Here is a 26,791-nt window from a genome sequence, read left to right as displayed (position 1 = left end):
CATCATTCATCTGTCGCTTGTTCCTGCCCTTCGGGCGTCTTTTCCTCGAACTGCATGCTGTGCAGCCGAGCATAATATCCGTTGAGCGCCATCAGCTCGGCATGACTGCCGCGCTCGACGATCTGCCCCTGGTCCATGACCATGATGATGTCGGCCTTTTCGATGGTCGACAGCCGGTGGGCGATCACCAGTGCCGTGCGCCCTTCCATGACCCGGTCAAGGGCGGCCTGGATGTGCCTTTCCGACTCGGTGTCCAGCGCGGAGGTAGCCTCGTCCAGTATCAGGATCGGCGCATCACGCAGCAGCGCCCGGGCAATGGCCAGGCGCTGGCGCTGCCCGCCGGACAGCAGCACGCCATTCTCGCCGACCAGGGTATCGAAGCCCTGGGGCAGCTGTTCGATGAATTCCCGTGCATAGGCGGCTTCGGCCGCGCGGATGACATCCTCGCGCGGCGCACCGGACAGGTCACCGTAGGCTATATTGTTCGCCACGGTATCGTTGAACAGGGTGACATGCTGGGTGACCAGCGCAATATGCCGGCGCAGGTTGCGCAGTCTGTAATCCTCCACCGCCACACCGTCTATCAGGATCTGGCCCTGATCATGGTTGTAGAACCGCGGGATCAGGTTGGCCAGGGTTGACTTGCCACTGCCCGAGCGACCGACCAGCGCGATCATCTGCCCGGGTTCCACGGTGAAGTTGATATCCCTCAGCACCGGCTTGTCCGTACCCGGATAGCGGAATGACAGGTTCCTGACCTCGATCCGGCCACTGACCCTGTCACGCTCGATATCACCGGTGTCCAGTTCGGGCGCCTCGTCCAGCTGCTCGAAGATGCTCTCGGCAGCGGCGATGCCCTTCTGGATGTTGGCGCTCACCTCCGACAGCTGACGGATCGGCTTGGGCAGCATGCCCGCAGCGGTGATATAGGCAACCAGGTCACCGGCTGTGGCATCGCCACGCAGGAACAGCACGAGGAACATCACTCCGGCCATGGCACTGAAGGTCGCCAGCTGCAGCATGGGGGTGAATACCGCGCCGGTGCGCACCATCTTCAGACCTCGCTGGCGGTTGTTCTCGCTGGCACGGTGAAAGCGCTCGCTCTCGTAGGTCTCACCCCCGAAGCTGCGCACCACCCGGTAACCGGTAATGGTCTCGGAGGTCACGTGGGTCACGTCCCCCATCGCGGTCTGGATCTTCTTGCTCTGCTTGCGGAATTTCTTGCTGGTACTGTTGACCATGAGGCCGATCAACGGGAGCACCGCAATCAGTACCAGGGTCAGCTTCCAGTTCATCCACAGCAGATAGCCGAACAGGAAAAGGACGGTCATCCCCTCGCGGAACACCACCTTGATCGCGTCAGTGGCGGCGCCGGTGACCATGGTCACGTTGAAGGTGACCCGGGACACCAGGTGGCCGGAATTGTGGTTGTCGAAGTAGCGATTGGGAAGTGTCAGCAGATTATCGAACAGGGCGGTGCGCAGATCGTGGACCACGCCCAGCGAGACTCGGGCGAGGTAGTAGTTACCAAGGAAGGAGCCGACGCCCTGATACAGCGCCACGACAATGATGAACAGCGGGAAGCCCCACATCAGCGGCACGCCGAGAAATTGCGCGCTGTTCCCCTCTGTCAGCCCATCAACGAAATACTTCAGCATCGCCGCCATGGCCGGCTGACTGGAGGCAAAGATCATGAAACCGAAGATACTGACCGCAAAGGCCAGCCAGTAAGGCTTGACGTAACCGAGCAGCCGCAGATAGATGCGCACGCTGGAGCGAGCAAAACTTTCTTTCCGTGAATCCGACATAAGCTCTTCGCAGGAGTGAATCAGCCCCGGAGTTTATCACAGGGCCCGGTCAACACCGACGCAAAAACCCTGCCGCTGCCCTTGGCCACCGCTTCGCCCACGCCGGAAAACTGCATTAAAGACAGGTTTCGTTCAGGAAGTTCTGCCTGGACAGCGTTAAACTACCGTTTTATTTCAGGAACGCAGCAATGCAGCCACTCAGCAGGGAACAGTATGACCTCTGGCGCCAGGGCGCCCAGGTGCTGGAAAAGGACGGCCATGGCGAGAAGGTCCTGCGCCTGGCCGATGGCACCTTTCTCAAGCTGTTTCGCAGAAAGAGCCTGCTGTCCAAGACTGCCATCTACCCGCCGGCCCGGCGTTTTGCGGACAACGCCGCCGAGCTGGAGCGTCTGGGCATTCCCTGCCCGAAGGTCCTTGAGCTGTATCGCCTGAGCGAGCCCTACCGCACGGTTGTTCACTACGAGCCCCTGCCCGGCCAGACGCTGCGCCAGCTGCTGAGCAGCGACACCACCCTTGACCAGCTCGAACTGTTTGCCCGGCTGGCCGAATTCATCACCCACCTGCACGAGCTGGGCGTGTATTTCCGCTCCCTCCACATGGGCAACATCGTGCTGACCCCGGACAATGAGTTCGGCCTGATCGACATCTCCGACATGCGTTGCCTCGGCCGCCCCCTGTCCAGACGCATGCGTGACCGCAACTATCAGCACCTGCTGCGTTACGAAAGCGACTGGGGCATGGTGAATCCGGATATTGGGACGCTGTTCATGTTCAAGAGCCGGTAGCCTACCCGTCCTGAAGCGTCCAGCCCGTTCGCCGACGGGTCCTAACCCTCGACACCGCGCTTGTTCCTCTGGCATGCTCCACGATGCTCTTGCATCGGAACGCGAATAACAACAAACGGAACAGCGTTGAATGCCTTCAACATATTATTCGATGCTCTCGGGCAGGCTCCCGGCCAGCGTAGCCTACCCCTTGGCACTGCTTCTCGCGGCAGGAATGGTCCTGTATCTTTACCCGTCCGGTTTTCTGGCTGGTCAAGGTGCGTACTTTGTTACCGGGGACGCCGCCAGTCACATTTCCGGTTGGCTGTTTTTCAGAGAGGATCAGTGGCGCTTTCCACTTCTCCACTCCGTGCGCCTGAACGCCCCGGAAGGGGTGAGCATCGCTTTCACCGACAGCATCCCACTGGTTGCGCTCCTGCTGAAGCCGTTTCGCTCGCTGCTGCCAGACGGCTTCCATTATTTCGGCCTGTGGCACGCGTTCTGTTATCTCCTGCAAGCCGTAACTGCCGTATTCCTGGTTCGCTCCCTTGGCGCACGTCATTTACCAGCACTCCTGCTCGCCACCGGGTTTGCGCTTACCTGGCCCGCCCTGACTCACAGATTCGGTCACACTGCGCTCATGACCCACGGGGTGCTGCTGATGGCATTGGCACTGTATTTCCGGGGTTTCAGCAACGACCCTGGAAACCGCACCAGAACCTGCGCTGCCCTGACGGCGCTGGCCTGCATTGCGCTTCTGATCCACCCGTATCTGCTGGCAATGACCTACCCGATCCATACGGCCTATCTGGCCCGGCTGTATGTGCTTGGGCAGATTGATCTCCGCCGGGGCCTGATCTGCGTCGCCCTCTCACTGCTACCATTGATGGGGTTGATGTACGCTGGCGGCTACCTTCTCAGCAGCAACGTGGCCGCCCCGGGGTTCGGTCGCTATTCAATGAACCTCAAAGCACCTCTTTGCGGAGGGATGCTATGCGAGTTTACCGATGCCACCGGCGGGCAACATGAGGGGTACAACTATTTTGGAGCAGGAGGGTTGCTGCTTCTGGGGTTCGCCCTCGCTACCTGCGGCCGTGAACTGCTGCGTCTCGGGCGCCGCCACTTTCCACTGCTGCTGGTGCTCCTGGGGTTCTGCCTGTTTGCCGTGAGCAACCGCATCCATTTCGGCCATTACAGGGTGTTGGAAATACCATTACCTGGGTCACTGGAAGATGCGCTGGGTGTGTTCCGCGCAAGCGGCCGGTTTTTCTGGCCGGTCGGTTATACCCTGCTGTTTGCCAGCCTCGCCGTTCTGCTCCGAAAGCAGAGCGGGCTCTTCCTGACGGTTGCGACCGCCGCACTCGTATTGCAGTGGCTGGACACACGGGGCCCGCGGGAACTGGTGCAATATCAGGCCAGCGCACCCGCCGACCTGGATTTGGCTCGGTGGCAATCGGCAGTCGCCGGCTTCGAAGCCATAGATGTTTACCCCGCGTTTGGCTGTGGCCACACCCCGCTCGAGGACTATGTCCGGTATCAATACATAGCGGCCAATCTGGGATTGACCATCAGCAGCGGCTATACGGCCCGCCCATCAGGCGACTGCGACAGCAAAAATGATTTTGTCCGGGCTCCTGCCCAAGATGATCACCTCTATGTCAAGACGGGATTCCAGCGTAACCCTCTCGACCTGCCGCCGCTCTTTCGGGAGCTTGCACAGGCTGATGGCTGCGTGATCGATCTGGGCCACCTGGTATGCGCCAGGCGCCAATCTGACAGCTTGATGACCGTTGGCACTCCCTTTGTGCCGCCAGAACAAGTCACTGCACGCTGGGCTGCTTCCGAACTGCCCTCGGTTATCGGGCGTCTTCAAGACTCCCGCCTGGTTCCGCTTCAGCAAGGTGCTATCGGCTATCTGAGTTTCGGGCCTTATGTGAACATTTCTCCCGGCACCTACGAATACGGTATCGAATACCGCAGCGAGGATCGCCTCGGCATTGTCGTCGGCAATTGGGACCTGATCGGCCGGAAGGCCTCAGGCGATCTGATTACTGTTGCGGAAGGATCGATTACGGGTACGCAGGGCCACCCGTCCCGACTTGCGCGAACCTCGACTATCCACGAGCCATTATCTGAGGTGGAGCTACGCCTGTTCAGCAATGGTGGAGATATCAAGCTCGAAGCGATCACGCTCAGCAGGCAATCTGAGGAACAGAACAATGACAATTGAACTCAAGACCCAGACCGAGCGGGAGCAGCGCCTCGAATACCCGACGCCGCTCGCGCTGTCGCTCGTCGTGCCCGTGTACAACGAGGCCGAAACGGTCAGGATATTCGTTGAGCAGGTTGAGCGAGTATTCAGCGACCCAAAAGACGTCACGGTGGAATATGTCTTCGTTAACGACGGCAGTACCGATGGGACCCTTGAGCTGCTGTTGCTGCTGCAACGTGAGATGCCGCGGCTCAAGGTGATCGACCTGAGCCGGAATTTCGGCAAGGAAGCTGCCCTCAGCGCCGGGCTGAGCTGCGCGACAGGTCAGGTTGTGGTACCCATTGATGTAGACCTTCAGGACCCGCCGGAAATCATATTGCAGATGATCGACAAGTGGCGGGACGGCTACGAAGTCGTGCTTGGGCGCCGCTCCGATCGCTCATCAGACTCCTGGGCGAAACGCGCCTCTGCGAACTGGTTCTACCGCATCCACAACAGGATTGCCGACCCAGCGATTCCGGAAAACGTCGGCGATTTCAGATTGATGGATCGCCAGGTCGTCGACGCCCTGAACGACCTGCCCGAATCGCGCCGATTCATGAAAGGACTCTTTGCCTGGGTAGGCTTTCGCACGACCTGCATCGATTACAGCAGAGCGGAACGCGTCGCTGGTACCAGTAAGTTCAATGGCTGGCGCCTGTGGAACTTCGCTCTTGAAGGCATAACCAGCTTCAGTACCGACCCACTGAGAATCTGGACATACATAGGCATTACCGTATCGCTGGTTTCATTCCTTTTCGCAGCAACCATTGTGCTCAAGGTCTTGTTCACAGGTATCGACGTACCCGGTTACGCCTCCCTGATGGTAACCATCAGTTTTCTCGGGGGTCTGCAGCTGATTGGTATCGGCGTCCTCGGTGAGTATCTGGGCCGAACCTATCTGGAATCAAAGCGCCGGCCAGTTTATCTGGTCCGGCGGATCTACAGTCAGGACTGAGGCATGGATCTGAAAGAAGCAGACATTCTGGGTGAGTACATTCCCGAGCACTGGTACTACCGCACGAAAAGCGCAGCGATGAAGAAGTTCGTAGCTGACCTGGGTACAGTATCCATCCTCGACGTCGGCGCGGGTTCCGCCTTTTTCTCCCGTGCGCTGCTGGAATGCACCGCTGCGACCGAGGCGTGGTGCGTAGACATCAGTTACACCGCGGAGCACGAAGGGCAGTGCAACGGCAAACCAATCCACTTTCGCCGTTCAGTGGGGCATCTTGAATGTGATCTTGTGCTGCTGATGGATGTACTGGAACACGTCGCGGACGACGTCGGCCTGCTTGCCGAATACGTCGCCAAGGTGCCATCGGGTGCGCATTTCCTTATTTCAGTTCCGGCCTTCCAGTTTCTCTGGAGTCAACATGACGTATTTTTGGAGCATCATCGACGCTACCGTTTGCCTCAGATCGAGTCGGTGGCGCGGCGGGCAGGTCTGGAAGTCCTGAAAGGCTCGTACTTTTTCGGCGCGGTATTCCCGATTGCTGCCACGCTGCGCCTGCTGGAGAGGCACAGGGGCACCCGGGACCATCAGCCGGCATCACAGCTGAAACGACACAGCCGGATGGTGAACGCGACGCTGGCCGGCCTGTCCACCCTTGAGCTACCTCTTCTGCCCTTCAATCGCTGCGCAGGTCTGACCGCCTTCTGCCTGGCCAGAAAACCATGACATTGAAGCTCCGCGGCAACAGGCCGCCCAGCCTCCACGAACGATCCTTGCAGGAGCTGTTTATCGCGGCGCGTTTCGGCATGGTAGGCCTCGCCGCCACCGCAACGCATATCGGCATCGTTTGGAGCCTGATTGCCCATCTGGACGCGCCACCGCTTCTGGCCAACCTGGCTGCCTTCCTGCTTGCCTTTAGTATTTCCTTCACTGGCAATTACCTCTGGACCTTTTCCGCCCCTGGCTCGCCTGGTCGAGCCGTTCTGCGTTTTTTCCTGATCGCGGCAGCCGCCTTCGCCGCCAATAACATCCTGCTCCTCGCGTTGCTTTCCAGCGGCCTGCTATCCCCACCCCGGGCGGCCGTTGTCTCGGCGGCGATTGTGCCCGGCATCAGCTTCATCGCCAGCCGGCTGTGGGGCTTCAAACCGCCGAGGTGAAAAAATGAAACCTTCATGCTTATCCTCTTCCCTCTGGATTCCGATATCGCTGGCAGTGGCTCTGTTCCTTGCCTTGGGGGGCTTCTCTGTATTGGTGACGAGCAACACCGATTGGATCATGCACGGCTTTCTGGATCCCCAGGCCAATCTCTACGGCTGGGAGTACTTCCGACACACACCCTGGTTACAGTTTCCATTGGGGGCGAACCCGGATTACGGAATGGAGCTGGGAAGCTCAATCGTCTTTTCGGACTCGATACCGCTGTTCGCCCTGCCATTCAAGCTGCTCGCCCCCCTGCTTCCGGAAACCTTCCAGTATTTCGGCCTGTGGGTTCTGACCTGTATGGTGCTCCATGCGGTCTTCGGTTATCTGCTGCTCTCCCGTTTCATTACCAGCCAATGGCAGCTAGCGCTGGGGACTGCGCTACTGCTGCTCCTGCCTCCATACCTGATGCGCTTCACGATCCATCTTGCTCTGGGCGGGCAGTGGCTGTTACTGGCGGGACTATATCTTTATTTTTCGCCCAGATATCGCGCTACCTTCTGGCTGCTGATGCTTACCCTGGCAACGCTGGTCCACGCTTATCTCCTGGTGATGCTCGCTGCAATCTGGGGAGCGGATCTGCTACAGCGCCTGTGGGCCAGGCAGTTGACCCTGGTTCAATGCCTGATACGGGGGCTGGTCGGCTCCGCAGTGATCATTGGATTGATGTGGATTCTCGGTTATTTCATGCTGGGTTCCACGCCCACTGTCTCCGACCCGTATGGTCGGATGAACCTTCTAGCCATGGTGGACCCCGCTGGCGGTTGGTCGACGTTCTTTCCCAACCTCCGGCTGACCGACGCGTATCTTGACAGTGATGGATTCGCCTATCTGGGGGCGGGCATTATCGGGCTTCTGGTAACGGCGTGCATCGTGTACTTCCTTACGGCGCCCCGTGAAACTCTGAGCATGTATACCGTCTGGCCGATAGCAGCGATAGCTTGGTTTCTGCTGCTGATTGCCCTTACCAACACTATCAAGCTGGGCAACTTCACCCTGATCGAGTTTGAGCTCCCTTCATGGGCTGTGCAGGTCTATCAGACCTTCCGCTCCCCGGGACGGTTCTTCGGGCCGGTAATCTATCTGGTAAGCGCGATAGCAATTATCATCGCCTCTACCCGACTGCCCACGAGAGCGGGGACCTGCCTTCTGGTAGTGGCACTGGGTCTGCAGATCCATGATCTATCCGCTTCACTCCAGAGCATCCGCGATTATTTCCAGCCGGAAGCCAGATGGACCAGTCCGCTGAGCTCACCACTCTGGGAAGAATTGGGTGAACATTATGAAAAAGTGATCTACGTCAGACCCGGCAATATGCCGCCATATTTTATCCCCATGACAGAGTTCGCCCTGCGTCACGGTATGCCAATCAACTCGGGGTACCTGGCTCGTATTGACGTTGCTGAGGAAGCTAGAGCGAGGGTCGCGCTCATGGAACAGGTGAAGACCGGGAATTACGATGCGAGCGCCCTGTACATTTTCAATGATGAAGAGCTGTGGGACATAGTGACACGAACGGCTGCGACGGACCATCGAGCCGGCACTCTTGATGGAGTACGTTTGCTGTTACCAAGGGTTTCACTGTGCGCGGCCTGTAGCCATCCGGACTTTCTTTCGCAGCGGTGGGGCGTGTGGAACGCCAGCCAACTGCCAACAATCGTCGGTGAGGTTCGGAATGGCGCTCTTCAAGCCGAGCCGGGGCAAGTGGGTTACCTCAGTTTTGGGCCATATACCCGCATCCCGGCTGGCAGCTACCGCTATCTGATAACCTACAGCGCCGATGCGCCCTCGCACACCGTTGCAGGCCACTGGGACATCGTCAGCGGAGCGGCAAAAGCCCCTGTAGAACACGCCAGTGGTGAGCTGAATGGAACCGATGGAGAAGTCGGTATGGTCCAAGGGAGGCTAGAGACCGCGGAAGACATCCCGCTGAGCGAGATACGGACCTTTACCAATGGAGTCGCCGCGGTGTCGCTGATCAGCGTCGAATTGAAACAGACCGGAGCTGACCACGACCCCGCAAAATGACTGAGAGGTCTCGACATTTTAATGCTTCCGCCATCTTGCAACGGGCTCTGATTGCTGTTTGTATTATCGGAGCCAGAGCGGTTGGAGCGTGCTGCCGCGCGCGCTGCGAAAGCAATAACAAAGAATAAAAATGATCATAATCGTCAATTCAAAAGTGAATGGTGCAAGCATTCGGGGGGCGCTGGGCAAACCCGAATACAGCTACTACTTCCTGCTCAAGCTTTTCCTGCCTGCACTGGAGCAGGTTGCTCGGGTTATTCCCGTCGAATCCAGTGACGACGTGGACCCGCTCTATCGGAAGCTTACCCAGGCAGGCGAACACGTCCTGTTTCTCAGCGTCAGTCCCCCCAGCAGACACCGGTGGATCTTGCATGCCCCACCGTCTGCCTGTTTGCCTGGGAGTTCCACGACGCTCCCGACCGGGCGTGGAATAACGAACCGCGCAACGACTGGCGCTATGCCCTGCAACGCCTCGCCGGCGCCATTGCCTGCAGCCGCGAATCAGCCCAGGCGGTTCGCAATCTCATGGGGGAGAATTATCCGGTTGCCGCCATCCCCGCGCCGGTATGGGCGCATTTCGGTGAACTGATGCCTCCAGGCGGCTGGGCACAGGGCTCCAGCCCCAGAATCTTCGATTTCTCGGGGCACGTGATAGACAGCGACACGCTCGGATTATCTGCCAATGGCCTTGTGCAGCATCTGCCGCGCCCGCCGCGCACCCCAACCAAAGCTGGATCGCCGCCCCAGCCGCCTTCTGCATCCAGGCAGACCCTGAATCTGTTCGGCGGCTGGCTGAGAGCGCTAGTTCGCAGCAGGCTGCGCCTATCCAGACGGAAACGCGCCGGAGCTCACCCCCCATCCAATCCTGCTGGCAAACAGCCCGTCGACAACTGCCGAATCGAGTTATCCGGAGTTGTGTTCTGCAGCATGTTCAGTCCCAGCGACGGGCGAAAGAATTGGGATGACATTGTCACTGCCTTCTGCTGGGCTTTCCGCGACCGACCTGACGCGACGCTGATCCTGAAGATGACCCATCATGATCTGGAGTTCTATCGCATCCCACTGCTGACACTCCTGTCGCGACTCTCACCCTTCAAGTGCCGCGTTCTGACGCTGCACGGGTTCCTTGATGATGAAAAGTATCGAGACCTGATCCGGATCTGCGACTTCTACGTGAATGCTTCCACAGGAGAAGGCCTGTGCCTTCCGCTGATGGAGTTCCTGTCCGCTGGCAAGCCGGCGCTGGCACCACGACATACCGCCATGCTCGACTATCTGGATGAAGATGTTGGCCAGATAGTGCATACCTCCGAAGAGCCGGCCTGCTGGTCCCACGACCCGACGGGCCAGCTCGGAACGCGCAGGCATCGTCTGAACTGGGAGTCTCTCATGCTCGGCTACCGTGCCTGCCACGAGATGGCGCGGACCAACCCGGACGGCTACCAGCGCAGATCGCTGGCTGCCTGGCAGCGCATGCGCGACTTCTCGGACACCAGCGTGGTCGCTCGGCAACTGCAGGTTTTTTTCACATCCGTGACCGAAACATCAGGAAGGGAGACGCAATGAAGATCCTGGTGTACTCGGCGATGAATGCCGAAACAGTATTCAATAATTTTGGTGAACCCGAATACAGCTATTATTTTGTGCTCCGCGAGTTCCTGCCGCTACTGCGTCAGTTCGGTGAAGTGCAGCAGGTAGAAGATCCTGCTACGGAAGTCGATCCCATTTATGAGGCCGCACTCCGACAAGGTCAAGACTGCGTATTCCTGAGTTTTTCTCCTCCACACCTCACCTGTCTGGGACTCGCCTGCCCGACCATTCCGGTGTTCGCCTGGGAATTCAGCAGCATGCCCTGCGAAGCCTGGTGGGATGACCGACCAGAACATGACTGGGGCTGGTGTCTGCGGCAGTGCGCCGGCGCGATTGTGCATTCCGAGCAGAGCGCAAGCGTGGTGCGCCAACTGATGGGAGAGGATTATCCGGTTACGGCCATCCCTGCGCCCCTGTGGGATCGAGTGGCCGCACTACGCGGAACGCTGCTCGATCAAGGGGACGATTCGATCAGAGTGACCCGCGGCACCATTTTCGACACCCATGACCCCGGGCTCGAACGCTGGCTACCGACAGAACAGGATATTATCCGCGCCGTCGCCGAAGCGCGGGGGCTTATCCCCATCGATGAAAACAAGGGTTTCCATCGGGCCCCGAAAAGCATCAGCCGCATCACGCTCGAATACATGGTGGCCTGGTACCAACAGGTCATGTCCAACCGCGTGCCCGACCACTGGAAACAGAAGCTGGATGCATGGGCGACACGTAACGATCCCTGGCAACTGGGCCGACGGGAGCTGCGGCTCAGCGGCGTCGTCTTCACTGCTCTGTTCAATCCGATGGATGGCCGGAAGAACTGGGTGGACATGCTCACCGCGTTCTGCACCGAGTTTCGCGATGAACCTGAAGCCACGCTGGTGTTCAAACTCGGACACCGTAACCACGAGGAAGCCTTGGAGAGCCTTCTGATGGTGCTGCCCAAACTTCCTCGCTTCCGTTGTCGCGTTGTTTTCCTCCACGGCTTCCTGGATGACGATGCCTACCTGAGGCTCATGCAACGCAGCCATTTCGCCTTGAATGCTTCCTATGGCGAAGGACAATGCCTGCCGCTCATGGAGTATCTGTCGTTTGGCAAACCCGCTGTGGCGCCCGATCATTCCGCGCTGGCTGACTATATCGACGAAGACGTCGCGTTCGTGGTGAACAGCTGGGCAGACGCCACCATGTGGCCCCATGACCCGCGTATCGCTTACCGCACTCTCCGCCAGCAGATCGACTGGTGCTCCCTGCGCGCCGCTTACCGCGATGCATTTGATTGCTACCGTCATCACCCCGAAAGATATGAGCAGATGTCCATGGCTGCGGTCAGCCGTCTGCGTGAGCACTGTTCGATTCAAAGCGCAATGTCCCGACTCGAACACTTCCTTCAATCGGAACCGGAGAACTCCCCAGCATGATTCCTACCTGGATACGCGTACCCAGCCTCGCAGAGTGGGAGCACAAGGCGGCGAGCGACCCTGATTTCCATGATGCCCGCAATACCGGCCTGAGCGACGCGGTCGGCGCCGGCTGGTACCAGAACGATACCGGTGAGCTATTCCGAGGCGTTCCGATCGGTCCTGATGATGTCGTAGTGGACGTCGGTTGCGGTGCCGGCGGCGCCAGCCTGTTCTGTGCCCGCCTCGGAGCGCAGGTGGTGTACTGCGATGTCGACCCGTCAAATATTGCCGCGCTCGATGAGCGCATGCGGGACACACCAGCCCGCGCACCTCGCGGGCTGGTGACCGACTGCAATCCGCTCCCGCTGGAGGAAGGCTTCGCCACCCGGGTAATAGCCATGGAAATGCTGGAGCATGTGGACGACCCCGCAGCCATCCTCAAGGAGCTGGCGCGGATCGGCAGACCAGGCGCGCTGTATCTGATCTCGGTTCCCGATGCCTCAGCCGAGCGCTTGCAGCTTCCGATTGCGCCACCGGGGTATTTTCGCAAACCCAACCACATCCATATCTTTGAGCCGGCAGAACTTGCGCGACTTATCACTGATACCGGGCTGGAGATCGTCGAGCACACCAGTTACGGCTTTTTCTGGAATCTGTGGATGTGCATGTACTGGGTATGTACCAAGGCGGCCGGGAATCAGCCGGAGGCGATCAGCCATGACTGCACCAGGCCGCCCTACTACCCGCTGCTGGACGACTGGACCTCGGTATGGGCTCGCCTGATCAGCCTGCCGGAAGCAGCGCCCCTGCGAGAGGCTTTGGACAAGGCGCTGCCCAAGAGCCGGATCTTCATCGCACGCAAACCCGCGGGCTGACTCGCATGGGCAGAGACCGGATCCTCGACATAGAAGTACTCCGCGCGCTGGCCGTTATCGGCGTGGTTGTCCATCACGCGCGGGACAATCTCTTCACCTGGACGTCCCCGGGCCTTGAGCGGCTCGCGGTGTATTTTGGCGGCTGGGTAGGAGTGGACCTGTTTTTCGTTATCTCCGGGTTCGTGATCGCCAGGTCGCTTCTTCCCCAACTGCAATCGGCCGGAATCCAGCTCGATGCTGCCCGGGTCACCCTGGCATTCTGGATCCGACGGGCGTGGCGCCTGTTGCCGTCGGCATGGCTGTGGCTGCTGCTGATGCTTCTGGGCGCCATCCTGTTCCGCGACAGTGGCACCTTCGGCAGTTTACGCGCCAACCTGGAAGCTACCGTGGCGGGCTTCCTGCATATTGCCAACCTGCGCTTTCTGGAAACCTTCATGCGCAGCGAATACGGCGCCAGCTTCGTGTACTGGAGTCTCTCTCTGGAGGAGCAGTTCTATTTGTTGTTGCCGATTATCGTCCTGCTGTCCCGTCGCTGGCTGGTACCGGTGTTGCTGGGCATCGTGCTCTACCAGTTGGTGCAGGAGCGGAGCATGGCGATGATGGTTTTTCGCTGCGATGGCATGCTGCTGGGAGTCCTGCTCGCTATCTGGAGCCGGCAGCCCAGCTATCAGCTGGCCCGGCCGGAGTTCCTCAAACTGCTCCCGCTCCGGGGCGCGCTGCCATTGCTGCTGATTCTGGTTTCCCTGGCACTGCTGGGCTCGGACGAGCTGCGCATAGCAAGTCACAGGATGAGCCTGGTCGCGCTTCTCAGCGCCCTGCTGGTATGGATGGCCTCCTACAATGACGACCTCTTCCTGCCGGCCCCCATCCGCTCCCTCTTCGTCTGGATCGGAGCGCGCTCCTACGCCATCTACCTGATCCATATTCCGGCGTTCTTCCTCACCCGCGAGATCTGGATGCGATTGCATCCCGGCGCGGTCGCCGGCCCGGAACAATTGCACTTTCATATTGCGGTAGCCGCCATGCTGATACTGGTCTGCGCCGAGCTCAATTACCGATGGGTGGAGTTGCCGCTCCGGCGCCGGGGCGCTGCGATAGCCGCAGGCCTCGCCAGCCATCATTCAGGCCCGGCATCTTCAACGTTAGCTACACCAGTAATACCACCCAGCAGGAGAGAATCATGTTCGCCGCCTTGAAACGCATGCTGTCTGGACCTCAGGAAGTGGCTGCCGAGCCGGCCGCCTCGACAGCAACAGACGTCCGCGCTGTTATCGAACCGGTGCCAGACGCCGTAGATGCCGCCCCAGCCACGGACTTCACCCTCCGCGACGCTTACCTCAGCGGCTGGTTCCACAAGGAAACGGGAGAGCTCTTCAGCGGTTTCACGGTGGCAGCCGAGGACCATGTGCTGGACGTCGGCTGCGGTGACGGCAATTTTGTCCATTTCTGCGCCAACCAGGGCGCTGAGGTGACGTTTGTCGATGTGGACGCGGATAAGATTCGCGAGGCGGAGCAGCGCCTGCGGGGTACGGCAGCACGTGGGATCCACCCCCTCGTCAGTGACGCCAGCCCCCTGCCGCTGCCGGACAACCACTTCGATAAAGTGGTGGCGATGGAAGTGATGGAGCATGTCGACAGCCCAGCAGACTTCCTGGCAGAGCTGGTTCGCGTGGGCAAGCCCGGCGCCCTCTATCTGCTCAGCGTACCCGACATCAGAAGCGAGACGGTTCAACAGACGGTCGCTCCACAGATGTATTTCGAGAAGCCTAACCATATCAATATCTTTTCCGGTGAGGACTTTGCCAAGTTGGTAAGCGAATCGGGACTCATCATCGAGAAGCAAGCCAGCTATGGATTCTTCTGGTCGGTATTCTGGGCCTTTTTCTGGACCTGCGATCAGGAGTTGACTGACCCGTGGCATCCGCTGCTTGAACAATGGGGGCGCACCTGGGAGACCCTGCTGACCATGCGCGATGGGCCGCGTATCAAACAGGCCCTCGATAAGGCCTTGCCGAAGAGCCAGGCGATTATCGCTCGCAAACCGCTGTGACATCGTGAGCCATGCGGAAACGGCCCACTGCTTTAAGGGCGGCGCTGAGAACGTCCCTCACCAATATCAGCACTCAAGAAAAATAAAAACAGGTGAATACCGTGAACACACATCAGGGTAATTACTACCCAGCGCTGGATGGCGTGCGCGGCTGGATGGCTTTCGGCGTACTTCTAGCGCATGTGAACCTTCCATGGTTTCCAGGCGCCATGATACTGATGGAGCTATTCTTCGTTATCTCCGGTTTCCTGATTACATCCATTATCTGGCGCAATATAACCAAGCGGGGGGGGATAGACCTTGTCGACTTCTGGAAGCGCCGGCTGATGCGGCTGTATCCTGTGCTCATCGTCGTGGTCGCAGTCTTCACCTCCATCGCACTATTGGTAGTGGAAGATCCGGTGCCATCACTCAATGACGCCATTACAACATTGCTGTACGTCTCCAACTTCACCAAGCTGGAGAACTACTTCTTGCCAACCCTCTTCGGTCAGACCTGGTCCCTTGCTATCGAGGAACAGTTTTATCTGTTATGGCCAATACTGTTCTGGATCCTGCTCAAGTTCAGATGGGATGCATCCGGAATTGCCGCCTTTCTGATATTGATCGCTAGCGCCTGCACCCTTTGGAAAGTCTACTTGATCGGCAATGGCGCGTCGTGGTCGAGACTCTATTACGCTCCTGATACCCGCATGGACGCCTTCGTCGCAGGGGGGCTGCTGGCGCTCTATTATCCAGCACTGAAGCAATGGAGCCAGCGCCCGGTACCCCACGCCCTGTTGTTATTGGCAAGCTGTGCCTATCTGGTACTGCTGGCTTTCGGCACCCCCCGCGACATGGCCTATTTTTACTGGCAGCAGAGCGCAGCAATTATTCTCTCCAGCATGCTGACCCTGTTACTGGTTTCCCCACGCAACAGCTTCTTTAAGTGGCTGTTCAGCACCCGACCCAGCATTTTCTTCGGTCAGCGCTGTTACAGTATCTATCTCTGGCACTGGCCGGTGATCTGGATTCTGCTGGTCACATTCAACCCCGACCGCTATACCCTGCTGGCCATCACCCTGCCGGTAGTGGTGACTCTTTCGTGCCTGAGCTACAGTTATGTGGAGCTACCTTTTCTGGCAATCCGTAACTCTCAATCGAAACTCCGGGCGGCGTTGGCAGATAACCATAAATCGGTTGATGAGCTGACCGAGCCCCGAAAAGCCGCTTAGCCCGATCTCCAACGAGGGTCTGCCCTCTGAAAAGCTCGATATTTATCAAAAATGTGACCAACGTCTCAGAAAAAGGGGGAACTCTAAGTTTTCCCGCGTTTGCGCTGGTAGCGCTTGACAGCGGGATTCAAACATACGTTTAATCCACTGAGATTGTCTCACGGTAGTACAGACACTTAACCCGATATCGCACCTCCAACAACAAAAGGCGGCGGGAATGTCCTTAGCAAAAGTCACTCCGACTCCCCGGGGAGACCGGCAAAGCGAGCGCTCTCCACTCGACACTGGATGGCGGCACCATGCCTGAATTGCTGGTAACCGGACAGAACGGTTTCGTCGGTACATCTGTACTGCGCCACCTGGAAGCCGAGCCGACCGGAAAGTGGCGCGCCATAGCGCACGCGCCTCATGACTTGCTCGATGCAGCCTCCCTCGATTCCTGGTTGTGCGACAAGCGGCCGGCAGCCGTCATTCACCTCGCCGGCCAGACGTTCGTGCCGGAGGCGGTGCGCAACCCGGCCCAGACCCTGCAGGTGAACCTGCTCGGCACGCTGAACCTTCTGCAGGCACTCAAGCGCCACGGCTTCCAGGGCACCTTTCTCTACGTCAGTTCGGGCGATATCTACGGCCAGGTGCCGGTCGAACATCTGCCCATCACCGAAGCCTACCTGCCCCGGCCGCGCAACCCCTACGCCGTCAGCAAGCTCGCCGCAGAGCATCTCTGCCTGCAGTGGGCCTTCAGCGAGCCCGACTGGCGCATCATCGTCGCCCGGCCGTTCAACCACGCAGGTCCCGGTCAGGCAGGCGACTTCCTGCTGCCAGATATGGCGCGCCAGTTGATGCGCGTGCGCCTCGGGCTGCAGCCGCCGCGCCTCCAGGTCGGCGATGTGGATGTCAGCCGCGACTTTCTCGATGTCCGGGACGTGGTTCAGGCGTACTTTCAGCTGCTGGAGCATGGCCGCTCCGGCGAAATCTATAACGTCTGCTCTGGCACGGAGCGGAACGTCCGCGAACTGATCATGCAGATGGCCGATCTGGCGGAGGTCAATGTTTCGCTGGAACAGGACCCGAACCGCCTGCGCCGGGCAGAGCAGCGCCGGGTTTACGGTTGCAGCGAGAAACTGCGCCGCCACACCGGCTGGCAGCCACGGATAACAATAACCACAACACTTCACGATGTGCTCAGAGACTGGGAAGAGAGGAACTCACAACAACAATGAACAAGCACGCACTCATTACCGGTGTTACTGGCCAGGATGGCGCTTACCTCGCAAAACTGTTGCTCGACAAGGGATACAGGGTCTACGGCCTGGTCGCGCGACGCAGCTCGGATACCAGCTGGCGACTGCGCGAGCTGGGCATCGCCAATGACATCGAGTACATAGAGGGGGATCTGGCTGACGCTTGCTCCATCCAGCGTGCGGTGATCAAGTCGCGCCCCGACGAGGTCTACAACCTCGGCGCACAGAGCTTTGTCGGCAGTTCCTGGGACCAGCCGGTGACGACCGGCGTTGTCGACGGGCTCGGCGTTACCCACGTACTTGAGGCCATTCGGCAGTTCTCTCCCGAGTCGCGCTTCTATCAGGCCTCCACCAGCGAGATGTTCGGCCTGATTCAGGCGGAGCGTCAGGACGAGTCGACGCCCTTCTACCCCCGCAGCCCCTATGGCGTGGCCAAGCTGTATGGTCACTGGATCACCGTGAACTACCGGGAAAGCTTTGGCCTGCACGCCTCCAGCGGCATCCTGTTCAATCATGAGTCTCCCCTGCGCGGCATCGAGTTCGTCACCCGCAAGGTCACCGATGCGGTGGCCCGCATCAAGCTGGGCAAGCAGAAGGAGCTCCGGCTCGGCAACATCGACGCCAAACGCGACTGGGGCTATGCCGGGGATTACGTGGAAGCCATGTGGCTCATGCTACAGCAGGATAAGGCGGACGATTATGTCGTCGCCACCGGGCAGACCTCCACAGTGCGCGACATGTGCTCGCTGGCCTTCGAGCAGGTCGGGCTGAATTATCAGGATCATGTGGTTATCGATCCGCGCTATTTCCGTCCGGCAGAGGTGGATGTCCTGCTGGGCAACCCTGCCAAAGCCAAACGCCAGCTTGGCTGGTCCGCGCGGACCACCCTTGCCGAGCTCATTGCCATGATGGTTGAGGCTGACCTGCGCCGGGTCAGCAAGGAGTAAGCATGTCGATCATCCCCGTCATCCTCTCCGGCGGTGCCGGCACGCGTCTGTGGCCTGTGTCCCGCGAGGGTCATCCGAAGCCCTTCATGCGCCTGCCCGACGGGCAGACCCTGCTGGGCAAGACCTACCGCCGTGCCGCGACACTGCTGCCGGGCGGCGGCACCATAATGACCGTCACCAACCGCGAACATTACTTCGCCAGCAAGGACCAGTTGGCGGAAGCCTGCATAGGCGAGCGTCATCAGGCGCACTATCTGCTGGAGCCGGAGGGCCGCAATACGGCTGCGGCCATCGCCCATGCCGCGCTTGCCCTTGTCGAGACCCATGGCGAGAACAGCGTGCTGCTGGTCATGGCCGCCGACCACCTGATCGAGAATGAAACCGCCTTCGTCCAGACCATGGACCATGCCAGGCAGCTGGCCGAGGAAGGATATCTGGTCACCTGCGGCATCCCGCCGAGCCGTGCCGAGACCGGCTTCGGCTACATCGAGACAGGACAACCGCTCAACGACTGGGGCGGACACCAGGTGGCCCGCTTCGTGGAGAAGCCGGACCTGGAAACCGCCCGTGAGTACCTTGAGAGCGGCAGATTCCTGTGGAACGCCGGCATCTTCTGCTTCCGGATAGATACCTTGCTGGCGGAGCTCAGGGAGCATGCCCCCGACATTCTGGCCGCCGCCAGGGAGTGTCTGGAGGCAAGCCCCGCCCATGACAGCGGGGGTGTACTGCTGCAGGAACTGCATCAGGACAGCTTTGTGCAGCTGCCGGATATTTCCATCGACTACGCGCTGATGGAACGCTCCCGCAAGGTGGCTGTGGTACCGGCCGCCTTCGACTGGAGCGATATAGGCTCATGGACCGCCGTCGGCGAACTTGTACCGGCCGACGAGCACAACAACCGAGTGGATGGCAACGCGCTGCTGGAAGATACCCGCAACACAATAGTTCACAGCGAAAGCCGACTGGTTGCCACCCTGGGTGTGGAAGATCTGATCATTGTCGACACCAGTGACGCCGTCCTGGTCGCCCGTGCCGACCGCGCCCAGGATATCGGCCGCATCGCCAAGCGCCTCAAGCAGGAGAAGCACCCAGCCTATCACCTGCACGACACGGTGAATCGCCCCTGGGGCAGCTACACCGTGCTGGAAGAAGGCCCCCGCTTCAAGATCAAGCGCATAGTGGTCAAGCCCGGCGCAGCCCTGTCGCTGCAGATGCATCACCATCGAAGCGAGCACTGGATCGTCGTTCAGGGCATGGCGCAGATCATCAATGGGTCAGACCAGCCACGCATGGTGAATATCAACGAGTCGACCTTCATCCCCGCCGGGCACCGGCATCGGCTGAGCAACCCGGGCGTGATCGACCTGGTACTCATCGAGGTGCAGAGCGGCGAATATCTCGGGGAAGACGATATCGTCCGGCTGGATGACAAGTACGGCAGGGTATCCTGATGTCCGCCGCCATGCTCAACTCGCTGTGGCATTACCGCGGCTTCGTGCTGGGCAGCGTGCAGCGGGAGTTCCAGAGTCGCTATCGCAACTCCCTGCTCGGCGCTCTGTGGACCATCATCAATCCGCTGGCGATGATCATCGTCTACACGGTGATCTTCTCCCAGCTCATGCGGGCGCGCCTGCCGGGCGTGGACAACGATCTGGCCTATGGCATCTACCTCTGCGCAGGCCTGCTCACCTGGGGCCTGTTCGCCGAGATTCTGGGTCGCAGCCAGGCCGTATTTCTGGAGCACGCCAACCTGCTGAAGAAGCTCAGCTTCCCGCGGATCTGTCTGCCGCTGGTGGTAGTGCTCAACGCCCTGCTCAACTTCGCCATCATCTTCGGGCTTTTTCTGGGCTTTCTGCTGGTTACAGGCAATTTCCCGGGCTGGGTTGTACTGGGCATGCTGCCCATCCTGCTCATCCAGGTCGTGTTTGCCGTAGGGCTCGGCATCATCCTGGGGGTACTCAACGTGTTCTTCCGCGACGTGGGGCAGATGACCGGCATCGTCCTGCAGTTCTGGTTCTGGTTCACGCCGATCATCTATCCTCCCGACATCCTGCCACAGGGCGCAGCGGAGCTGCTGAAGTGGAACCCCATGGTGCCAATCATCCAGGGCTACCAGACCATTTTCGTGCAGGCCACCTGGCCGCAGTGGGAAACCCTCTGGCCCATGGCAGTGATTTCGGTGCTGCTGTGTCTGCTGGCCCTGTCGCTGTTTCGCAAGCGCGCAGGCGAAATGGTGGATGAACTCTGATGAGCAGCATTCTCGTTTCCGGGCTGGGCAAGGCCTACCGCCAATACCCGACACGCTGGGCCAGACTGGCCGAATGGCTGACCCCATGGACCACCCGTCATCAGCTGCGCTGGGTGCTGCAGGACGTGAACTTCCAGGTCAATCCCGGAGAGGCGTTGGGCATCATCGGCGTCAATGGTGCCGGCAAGAGCACCCTGCTCAAGATGATTACCGGTACCACGCAGCCAACCGCCGGCAGCATCAGGCTGCAAGGCCGGGTAGCGGCATTGCTGGAACTGGGGATGGGCTTTCACCCCGAGTTCACCGGCCGTCAGAACGTTTTCATGGCTGGCCAGTTGCTGGGCAGGAGCATGGAAGAGCTGCACGGGCTGATGCCTGGCATCGAAGCCTTTGCCGAGATCGGCGAGTACATGGACCAGCCGGTGCGCACCTATTCCAGCGGCATGCAGATGCGCCTGGCGTTCAGCGTGGCGACCGCCAGCCGCCCCGACATCCTGATCGTCGACGAAGCGCTGTCGGTCGGAGATGCATATTTCCAGCACAAGAGCTTCGACCGCATCCGCGAATTTCGCAAGGCGGGCACCACGCTGCTGATCGTCTCCCACGACCGTCAGGCCATCCAGACCATATGTGATCGTGCGTTGTTGCTGGACAAAGGCCGCGTTGCGCTGGAAGGCGCACCGGAGGAAGTCATGGACTTCTTCAGCGCCATGATTGCCGAGCGTGAGCAGGACACCATCCGCCAGGAGCGCCTGGCCGACAACCGCATACGCACCATATCCGGAACCGGCGAGGCCAGCATTGCCGACGTGGTGTTGCTCGATGACAAGGGCAGGCCCGTCGAGGTGCTGGAAACCGGCACCCCGGTCACCCTGAAGGTAACCGTGGACATCAATACTGACCTGGAGCGGCTGGTGCTGGGCTTCATGATCAAGGACCGGATGGGCCAGCCGATCTATGGCATCAATACCCACCGCATCAATCGCCCGCTGGAGGACCTCAAGGCGGGAGAGCAGGTCACCTACAGCTACCGCTTTGATGCCAATCTCGGCAAGGGCAACTACTCGGTCGCCCTGAGCCTGTCCCGCCTGGACTCCCATCTGGACAAGAATTACGAGTGGCGGGATTTTGCCCTGATCTTCCATGTCATCAACACGCGAAAGCCGGACTTCGTGGGCTGTGCATCATTGGACGCCCGGCTGGAGATAGATCATCAGTCCAACTCGAAAAAGGAGGCTCCTGATGCGGTATCTCATTGAGTGCACGTACGTATACGAACATCCGGACACCAACTCCGGCATCCAGCGGGTCGTACGCAATGTCGTCAACAACCTCAAGCACCTGGACGCGCCCGAGTGCATACCGGTCATCCTGACGCCCGACAGGGTCTATAAGGTAAATCAGCTGCATCCGGGTCCCAATGAAAAGATCCGCACCCGGCTGCACGCCTGGCTGACATGGCAGCACAACCGACTGGGACGTTTACGCGAGCGGATCACGCTCTACCGGGCCTCGCGCAAAGGAATCGGCTCCTCCGTGCGCAGAGTGGTCAGGGAGTCGGTGTGTCTGGGAATGCAGTTGGCCCTCTCAGTCACCATGAAATGCCTGTCCTGGACCTCCCTCAATTACGTGGATACCAACCGGCTCCAGGAGCTCGAATGCCAGGCCGGCGATGTACTGATACTGCTGGACTCTTCCTGGCATGCCGACTTCTTTCCGATGGCCGAGCAGCTCAAGTCCAAAGGTGTCTACATCGTCTCGGTGATCTACGATCTCATGCCGTTGACCCATCCCCAGTTCTGCGACGACGGCCTGGTCCGTGTCTTTGATCACTGGTTTGATTGGGTAACGCGCACCGCAGACGGTTTCATAGCCATTTCCCGGACCATCATCGAGCAAGTCCAGCAGGAAGTAGAAGCCAGACTTGGTCGGGAAGCGGCACAACAACGCTGGTTTGACTACTTTCACCTGGGAAGTGACCTGGACCAGATCCGGCCTGACAGTCTGATTCGCCCTGAAATCGAGCAGGCCTTCGCCCTGCGGCCGGTATACCTGATGGTGAGTACCATCGAGCCACGCAAGAACCACGTGTATCTGCTGGACGCCTTTGACCTGTTATGGGCAGAAAACACGGATGCCGCGCTATGCTTCGTCGGCAAGATCGGCTGGAAGAATGAACATCTGATCGAACGCATACGGCGGCACCCCCAGCTGGGGAAGCGGCTGTTCATGTGGAACGACCTTAACGATCGGGAGCTGGAATACTGCTACCTCAATGCCAGATCATTGCTGTTCCCATCGCATGTGGAAGGCTTCGGTCTGCCATTGGTGGAAGCCATGCAGCGAAAGCTGCCCGTCATGGCCAGTGATATCCCGGTCTTCCGCGAGATTGGCGGCGATGCCATGGCGTATTTCGAGCTGTCCGACCCGGCCAACCTGGCGCGGCTGGTCAGCCATTATGAAAGCAGCGGCACCTTTCCGGTCGAGGGAGACATGTCCCAGTGGAAGTGGCTGACCTGGAAGGAATCAACCGGACAACTGATTTCCAGAGTGCAGGAAAACGTCAACGTCCTGGCCAGAGGTTCAAGTGCGCATAGCCCTTGATGTCAGTATTCTGCAAGCGCCACGGACAGGCATCGGTGAATACACCCTGCAACTGGGCCTGGCCCTGCAGCAGCTTCCTGAACTGGATCTGCATCTGTTCGACGGTCTGGGGTGGCGCAGAGACTTCCCTGCTGCGGCGCGGCCCGGTTACAGCACACTGCGGAAGATCATCAGGTCTGCACTGCCCGGTGCCTATCGTATTCGCAGAAAAGTCATGCAAAGGAGGTTTGATAATGGCGCAGGCCTGGTGCAGCCGCAGCTGTATCACAACCCTACGCTGTGGCCCCTGCATTTTGACGGTCCCACCGTGATGACCCTGCACGACCTGACCCATGTCCATTATCCCGACACCCAGCCCGTTGACCGTCTGCGGGAAATCGAGCGCAGGTTGCCGGAAAGCCTCGAGCGAGCCAGCCGGATCATGGTCGACTCCCACTTCATCGCGGACGAAGCCATCCGACATTACAGCCTGCCTGCGGAAAAACTGCAGATAGCCCCGCTCGGGGTGGCCGATCGCTTCCGCCCGAGGAATGAAGAGGAACTGCAGCATCGTCTGACCGCCCTGCAGCTGGAAATGCGCGGCTACTACCTCTGCATAGGTACGCTGGAGCCCCGCAAGAATCTTCAGCTGGCGATCAACGCCTACCTGGGTTTGCCGGCAGCCATTCGCAACCGGATGCCTCTTCTGGTTGTGGGCGGGTCCGGCTGGCGACTGGAGCAAATGGGCAAGATCCCCGCCAAGGCGATAGCCGACGGCCAGATCCGTCTGCTGGGATACCAGAGCGAGGAACAGGTCGCAGAGTTGCTGGCTGGCGCACAGGCGCTGTTGTTTCCGTCCCGTTATGAAGGCTTTGGTCTGCCGGTACTGGAAGCGATGGCGAGCGGCACGCCAGTCATTACCTGCCGCAACGCGGCGATACCGGAAGTCGCAGGCGAAGCGGCGCTGTATGCCGATGCTGACGATATGGCAGGCTTCCGGGCCCAGATGCTGCGGCTGTTGGAAGATGCGCAGCTGCAGTGCACGCTGCGTCAACAGGGATTGGCCCGCGCCGGACTGTTCAGCTGGAAGAACTGCGCCCGGATCACCGCGGATACGTATAAGGCAGCGAGGTACTCATGACCCGTGTATTGCATGTCTTCAAGGCCTATCTGCCCGAGTCAACCGGCGGAATAGAGCAGACCATCTTCCAGCTCTGTGAAGCCTGCAAGCCTCTGGGGGTGGAAAGCGAGGTGCTGACGCTCAGCCCCGATCCGGCAACATCACCGGTACAGGTCGGCAGCCACCAGGTATTCCAGGCGAGGCAGGATCTGAACCTGGCATCCACCGGCCTGTCCCGGGAAATTTTCGGGCGCTTCCGTAAACTGGCTGCTGACGTGGATATCGTCCACTACCACTTCCCATGGCCACTGATGGACCTGATGCACTTCCACGCCGGGCATGGCAAACCAAGCGTGCTCAGCTACCATTCGGACATCGTGCGTCAGAAGACCCTCCTGCGACTCTACCGCCCGCTGATGCACCGCTTTCTGCGGTCGGTCGACCAGATCGTCACCGCTTCCCCAAACTATCTGGCCACCAGCGATGTACTGGCGCGCTATGCGCACAAGACAGAGATCATCCCCTATGGCCTGGACAAGGATGAAGCCTGCGCCAATATCGATCCCGAGCGTCTGGCTTACTGGCAGCAGCAGTTCCCTGACGGGTTCTTCCTGTTTGTCGGCGTCATGCGCTATTACAAGGGCCTGCACATCCTGCTGGACGCCTGCAGGAATACCAGCTTTCCTGTCGTCATCGTGGGGGCAGGGCCTCTGGAAGATACCCTTCGGCAGCAAGCGGAACGCCTGCGACTGCATAACGTCCATTTTCTCGGCCCCCTGCCCGACCGGGAAAAGAACGCCCTGCTCCAGCTGAGCCGGGTGGTCGTGTTCCCCTCCCACCTGCGCTCGGAAGCCTTCGGCATCTCGCTGCTGGAAGGCGCCATGTTCGGCAAGCCCATGATCTCCAGCGAGATCGGCACGGGCACGACCTATATCAATATTCATGGGCAGACCGGAATAGTGATCCCTCCCAGCGATCCCGCCGCCCTCAGGTCAGCAATGAATGAGCTCTGGCACAACCGGGCCCTGGCCCGGCAAATGGGTGAGGCAGCGGCACAGCGTTATGAGACCCACTTCACCGCCGAACGCATGGGCCAACGGTTCCATAGCATGTATCAGCGCCTGGACAGGAGCATCAGTGATTGCGGCGCCCAGCCCAGGGCCTGTTCCTGATCAGCGCGCCCCGAAGCCCGTCAGTACAGTGCGGATCGTCTTGATCACGATAAGAATGTCCAGCCACAGTGAGAAGTGCTTGATGTAGTAGAAATCATGCTCGATCTTCACCGAGGTATCATCCACATCCGCTGTGTAGCCATGGAGCACCTGCGCCCAGCCGGTGATCCCAGGCCTGACCACGTGGCGGTAGGAGTAGAACGGAATATCCTTTTCGAACTGCTCCACGAAGGCGATCTGCTCCGGTCGCGGCCCGATCAGACTCATATCGCCCTTGAGCACATTGAGGAACTGGGGGATTTCATCCAGCCGCGTCCTGCGAATGAAGCGCCCCGTTCGGGTCACGCGGGCATCCCCTTCCTCGGCGAACTGGGCCCCGTCCTTCTCCGAGTCCATGCGCATGCTGCGCAGCTTGTACATCCTGAAGCGCTTGTTACCCAGCCCTACCCTGTCCTGAACAAAGAACATGGGCCCTTCACTTTCCAGTTTGATGATCAGACCGATGACGAGCATTACCGGCAGCCATACCGGTGCAGCGAGCAACACCAGAAAGGTGTCCACCACGCGCTTGATGAACAGATAGGTGCTGGAAGGCAGCAACGCACCGAAAATATTCTCCGACAGATGATTGACCCTCACCCGCCCCGTCACCGACTCGATGACCTGCTGGGTATGGAACACCGGAATGCGGGCCAGCGTGCATCGGGCCAGAAAGCGCTCCCATTCATCGGGAAGGTCCACGGAATGCAGATCGGCCACGATCCCGTCATAGCGACGGCCGTCCAGATCCGGCCTGGTCAGGACGGTAACCACCGCCCGGGAGGTATCGGCCAGCTCCATCCCACGGCCGAACGGCACCAATGCCAGCTTTGGCTTGCTGTAGCGCAGCCCCAGAAAATAGCCGGCGAAGGCCCAGAGATTGGCCAGCAGAAAGGAATAGGTAAGCACCTGCCGAGCGTAATATTCCTCCCGCAGAAACAGCAGAATGGCAACCACGCCCAGCCAGGCTGCCAGCATCGTGGGAATGATGAAAGACAGCGAACTCCTGCCGTGGAATCGCTTGAACTTCCTCAGCACTGCGGATGAAAGTATGTAGGCAGCACTGTTGGCCAGCAGCGTGTTCAACGGGGATTCCGCCAATGGCCAGCTGAAAAGCACGCTCCCCCACCGCAGCCAGGCTGGCAGCAGCACGACTACCGCATAGCCGAGCAGGAAGAGGAACACCTGATTGAAAAGCACCACCTCGTACCAGCGTGAGTGGCGACGTTTAAAGCTTTTGGGCACACAAAACTCCAGGTGAGCAGAGACTGACCATGGTTTCCCGCATCGCTATCTCAATGAGCTACAA

The 26,791-nt window shown here is 59.6% G+C and carries 22 protein-coding genes; 20 read left to right on the top strand and 2 right to left on the bottom strand.

The window, feature by feature from the left end:
* Window positions 1-2: 2 nt before the first annotated feature.
* A complete protein-coding gene (gene msbA / locus IEW63_RS02230; protein ID WP_188634957.1) occupies window positions 3-1,808 on the bottom strand; it encodes a lipid A export permease/ATP-binding protein MsbA in 1,806 nt (601 codons plus the stop codon).
* Between the two features lie 188 nt (window positions 1,809-1,996).
* Here msbA and IEW63_RS02225 point away from each other — a divergent pair, with 188 nt between their 5' ends.
* From IEW63_RS02225 to IEW63_RS02130, 20 genes are all read left to right on the top strand, one after another.
* Window positions 1,997-2,593, top strand: a complete 597-nt coding sequence (locus IEW63_RS02225; RefSeq protein ID WP_188634956.1) for a lipopolysaccharide kinase InaA family protein — start codon at window positions 1,997-1,999, stop codon at window positions 2,591-2,593.
* A gap of 130 nt (window positions 2,594-2,723) precedes the next feature.
* Window positions 2,724-4,802, top strand: coding sequence for a DUF6311 domain-containing protein (locus IEW63_RS02220; RefSeq protein WP_188634955.1), 2,079 nt, complete (start codon window positions 2,724-2,726; stop codon window positions 4,800-4,802).
* Window positions 4,792-5,781 carry a glycosyltransferase family 2 protein gene (locus tag IEW63_RS02215; RefSeq protein ID WP_188634954.1) on the top strand — a complete coding sequence of 330 codons (990 nt, stop codon included), beginning with the start codon at window positions 4,792-4,794 and terminating at the stop codon, window positions 5,779-5,781. Before IEW63_RS02220 ends, IEW63_RS02215 begins: the two co-directional genes overlap by 11 nt.
* A gap of 3 nt (window positions 5,782-5,784) precedes the next feature.
* Window positions 5,785-6,501, top strand: coding sequence for a class I SAM-dependent methyltransferase (locus IEW63_RS02210; RefSeq protein ID WP_188634953.1), 717 nt, complete (start codon window positions 5,785-5,787; stop codon window positions 6,499-6,501).
* On the top strand, window positions 6,498-6,932 hold the full coding sequence (locus IEW63_RS02205) for a GtrA family protein (RefSeq protein WP_229710289.1): 435 nt from the start codon (window positions 6,498-6,500) through the stop codon (window positions 6,930-6,932). The genes IEW63_RS02210 and IEW63_RS02205 overlap by 4 nt, the downstream gene beginning before the upstream one ends.
* Before the next feature lie 4 nt (window positions 6,933-6,936).
* On the top strand, window positions 6,937-9,003 hold the full coding sequence (locus IEW63_RS02200; RefSeq protein ID WP_188634951.1) for a DUF6311 domain-containing protein: 2,067 nt from the start codon (window positions 6,937-6,939) through the stop codon (window positions 9,001-9,003).
* Between the two features lie 360 nt (window positions 9,004-9,363).
* Window positions 9,364-10,569, top strand: coding sequence for a glycosyltransferase (locus IEW63_RS02195; protein ID WP_188634950.1), 1,206 nt, complete (start codon window positions 9,364-9,366; stop codon window positions 10,567-10,569).
* Window positions 10,566-12,011, top strand: coding sequence for a glycosyltransferase (locus IEW63_RS02190; RefSeq protein ID WP_188634949.1), 1,446 nt, complete (start codon window positions 10,566-10,568; stop codon window positions 12,009-12,011). The genes IEW63_RS02195 and IEW63_RS02190 overlap by 4 nt, the downstream gene beginning before the upstream one ends.
* On the top strand, window positions 12,008-12,868 hold the full coding sequence (locus IEW63_RS02185; RefSeq protein WP_188634948.1) for a class I SAM-dependent methyltransferase: 861 nt from the start codon (window positions 12,008-12,010) through the stop codon (window positions 12,866-12,868). Before IEW63_RS02190 ends, IEW63_RS02185 begins: the two co-directional genes overlap by 4 nt.
* A 5-nt stretch (window positions 12,869-12,873) precedes the next feature.
* Entirely contained in the window at window positions 12,874-14,064 is a 1,191-nt protein-coding gene (locus tag IEW63_RS02180; RefSeq protein WP_188634947.1) for an acyltransferase family protein, read from the top strand.
* Window positions 14,049-14,918, top strand: coding sequence for a class I SAM-dependent methyltransferase (locus IEW63_RS02175; RefSeq protein WP_188634946.1), 870 nt, complete (start codon window positions 14,049-14,051; stop codon window positions 14,916-14,918). Before IEW63_RS02180 ends, IEW63_RS02175 begins: the two co-directional genes overlap by 16 nt.
* 101 nt (window positions 14,919-15,019) lie before the next feature.
* Complete coding sequence (locus IEW63_RS02170; RefSeq protein ID WP_188634945.1) at window positions 15,020-16,132, top strand: acyltransferase family protein; 1,113 nt, start codon at window positions 15,020-15,022, stop codon at window positions 16,130-16,132.
* Between the two features lie 299 nt (window positions 16,133-16,431).
* Window positions 16,432-17,352 (top strand): GDP-mannose 4,6-dehydratase, encoded by a 921-nt coding sequence (locus IEW63_RS02165; RefSeq protein ID WP_188634944.1) that lies wholly within the window; start codon window positions 16,432-16,434, stop codon window positions 17,350-17,352.
* Window positions 17,349-18,320 carry a GDP-mannose 4,6-dehydratase gene (gene gmd, locus IEW63_RS02160; protein WP_188634943.1) on the top strand — a complete coding sequence of 324 codons (972 nt, stop codon included), beginning with the start codon at window positions 17,349-17,351 and terminating at the stop codon, window positions 18,318-18,320. Before IEW63_RS02165 ends, gmd begins: the two co-directional genes overlap by 4 nt.
* A gap of 2 nt (window positions 18,321-18,322) precedes the next feature.
* Window positions 18,323-19,771, top strand: coding sequence for a mannose-1-phosphate guanylyltransferase/mannose-6-phosphate isomerase (locus IEW63_RS02155; protein WP_188634942.1), 1,449 nt, complete (start codon window positions 18,323-18,325; stop codon window positions 19,769-19,771).
* Window positions 19,771-20,568: an ABC transporter permease gene (locus IEW63_RS02150; protein WP_272872566.1), complete on the top strand. Its 798-nt coding sequence runs from the start codon at window positions 19,771-19,773 to the stop codon at window positions 20,566-20,568. Before IEW63_RS02155 ends, IEW63_RS02150 begins: the two co-directional genes overlap by 1 nt.
* Window positions 20,568-21,827: an ABC transporter ATP-binding protein gene (locus IEW63_RS02145; protein ID WP_188634941.1), complete on the top strand. Its 1,260-nt coding sequence runs from the start codon at window positions 20,568-20,570 to the stop codon at window positions 21,825-21,827. The genes IEW63_RS02150 and IEW63_RS02145 overlap by 1 nt, the downstream gene beginning before the upstream one ends.
* Complete coding sequence (locus IEW63_RS02140) at window positions 21,811-23,172, top strand: glycosyltransferase family 4 protein (protein ID WP_308423587.1); 1,362 nt, start codon at window positions 21,811-21,813, stop codon at window positions 23,170-23,172. The genes IEW63_RS02145 and IEW63_RS02140 overlap by 17 nt, the downstream gene beginning before the upstream one ends.
* A complete protein-coding gene (locus tag IEW63_RS02135) occupies window positions 23,156-24,292 on the top strand; it encodes a glycosyltransferase family 4 protein (RefSeq protein ID WP_188634940.1) in 1,137 nt (378 codons plus the stop codon). Before IEW63_RS02140 ends, IEW63_RS02135 begins: the two co-directional genes overlap by 17 nt.
* A complete protein-coding gene (locus IEW63_RS02130; protein WP_188634939.1) occupies window positions 24,289-25,443 on the top strand; it encodes a glycosyltransferase family 4 protein in 1,155 nt (384 codons plus the stop codon). The genes IEW63_RS02135 and IEW63_RS02130 overlap by 4 nt, the downstream gene beginning before the upstream one ends.
* Here the strand turns inward: IEW63_RS02130 and IEW63_RS02125 are convergent, their stop codons facing one another.
* A complete protein-coding gene (locus IEW63_RS02125; RefSeq protein ID WP_188634938.1) occupies window positions 25,444-26,727 on the bottom strand; it encodes a sugar transferase in 1,284 nt (427 codons plus the stop codon). It lies immediately after the preceding gene.
* Between the last annotated feature and the right edge of the window lie 64 nt (window positions 26,728-26,791).

Origin of the sequence: Halopseudomonas pertucinogena (assembly GCF_014646575.1) — a bacterium.
Lineage (GTDB): Bacteria > Pseudomonadota > Gammaproteobacteria > Pseudomonadales > Pseudomonadaceae > Halopseudomonas > Halopseudomonas pertucinogena.
This window is presented reverse-complemented; position numbering and strand designations above follow the sequence as displayed.

What these genes read in the sequence shown, in the direction of transcription:
- IEW63_RS02140 (WP_308423587.1), top strand. Translation starts at nt 21,811, where the DNA reads ATGCGGTATCTCATTGAGTGCACGTACGTATACGAACATCCGGACACC.
- IEW63_RS02205 (WP_229710289.1), top strand. Translation starts at nt 6,498, where the DNA reads ATGACATTGAAGCTCCGCGGCAACAGGCCGCCCAGCCTCCACGAACGA.
- IEW63_RS02155 (WP_188634942.1), top strand. Translation starts at nt 18,323, where the DNA reads ATGTCGATCATCCCCGTCATCCTCTCCGGCGGTGCCGGCACGCGTCTG.
- IEW63_RS02190 (WP_188634949.1), top strand. Translation starts at nt 10,566, where the DNA reads ATGAAGATCCTGGTGTACTCGGCGATGAATGCCGAAACAGTATTCAAT.
- IEW63_RS02165 (WP_188634944.1), top strand. Translation starts at nt 16,432, where the DNA reads ATGCCTGAATTGCTGGTAACCGGACAGAACGGTTTCGTCGGTACATCT.
- IEW63_RS02150 (WP_272872566.1), top strand. Translation starts at nt 19,771, where the DNA reads ATGTCCGCCGCCATGCTCAACTCGCTGTGGCATTACCGCGGCTTCGTG.
- IEW63_RS02180 (WP_188634947.1), top strand. Translation starts at nt 12,874, where the DNA reads ATGGGCAGAGACCGGATCCTCGACATAGAAGTACTCCGCGCGCTGGCC.
- IEW63_RS02130 (WP_188634939.1), top strand. Translation starts at nt 24,289, where the DNA reads ATGACCCGTGTATTGCATGTCTTCAAGGCCTATCTGCCCGAGTCAACC.
- IEW63_RS02175 (WP_188634946.1), top strand. Translation starts at nt 14,049, where the DNA reads ATGTTCGCCGCCTTGAAACGCATGCTGTCTGGACCTCAGGAAGTGGCT.
- msbA (WP_188634957.1), bottom strand. Translation starts at nt 1,808, where the DNA reads ATGTCGGATTCACGGAAAGAAAGTTTTGCTCGCTCCAGCGTGCGCATC.
- IEW63_RS02200 (WP_188634951.1), top strand. Translation starts at nt 6,937, where the DNA reads ATGAAACCTTCATGCTTATCCTCTTCCCTCTGGATTCCGATATCGCTG.
- IEW63_RS02225 (WP_188634956.1), top strand. Translation starts at nt 1,997, where the DNA reads ATGCAGCCACTCAGCAGGGAACAGTATGACCTCTGGCGCCAGGGCGCC.
- IEW63_RS02210 (WP_188634953.1), top strand. Translation starts at nt 5,785, where the DNA reads ATGGATCTGAAAGAAGCAGACATTCTGGGTGAGTACATTCCCGAGCAC.
- IEW63_RS02220 (WP_188634955.1), top strand. Translation starts at nt 2,724, where the DNA reads ATGCCTTCAACATATTATTCGATGCTCTCGGGCAGGCTCCCGGCCAGC.
- IEW63_RS02145 (WP_188634941.1), top strand. Translation starts at nt 20,568, where the DNA reads ATGAGCAGCATTCTCGTTTCCGGGCTGGGCAAGGCCTACCGCCAATAC.
- IEW63_RS02185 (WP_188634948.1), top strand. Translation starts at nt 12,008, where the DNA reads ATGATTCCTACCTGGATACGCGTACCCAGCCTCGCAGAGTGGGAGCAC.
- IEW63_RS02215 (WP_188634954.1), top strand. Translation starts at nt 4,792, where the DNA reads ATGACAATTGAACTCAAGACCCAGACCGAGCGGGAGCAGCGCCTCGAA.
- gmd (WP_188634943.1), top strand. Translation starts at nt 17,349, where the DNA reads ATGAACAAGCACGCACTCATTACCGGTGTTACTGGCCAGGATGGCGCT.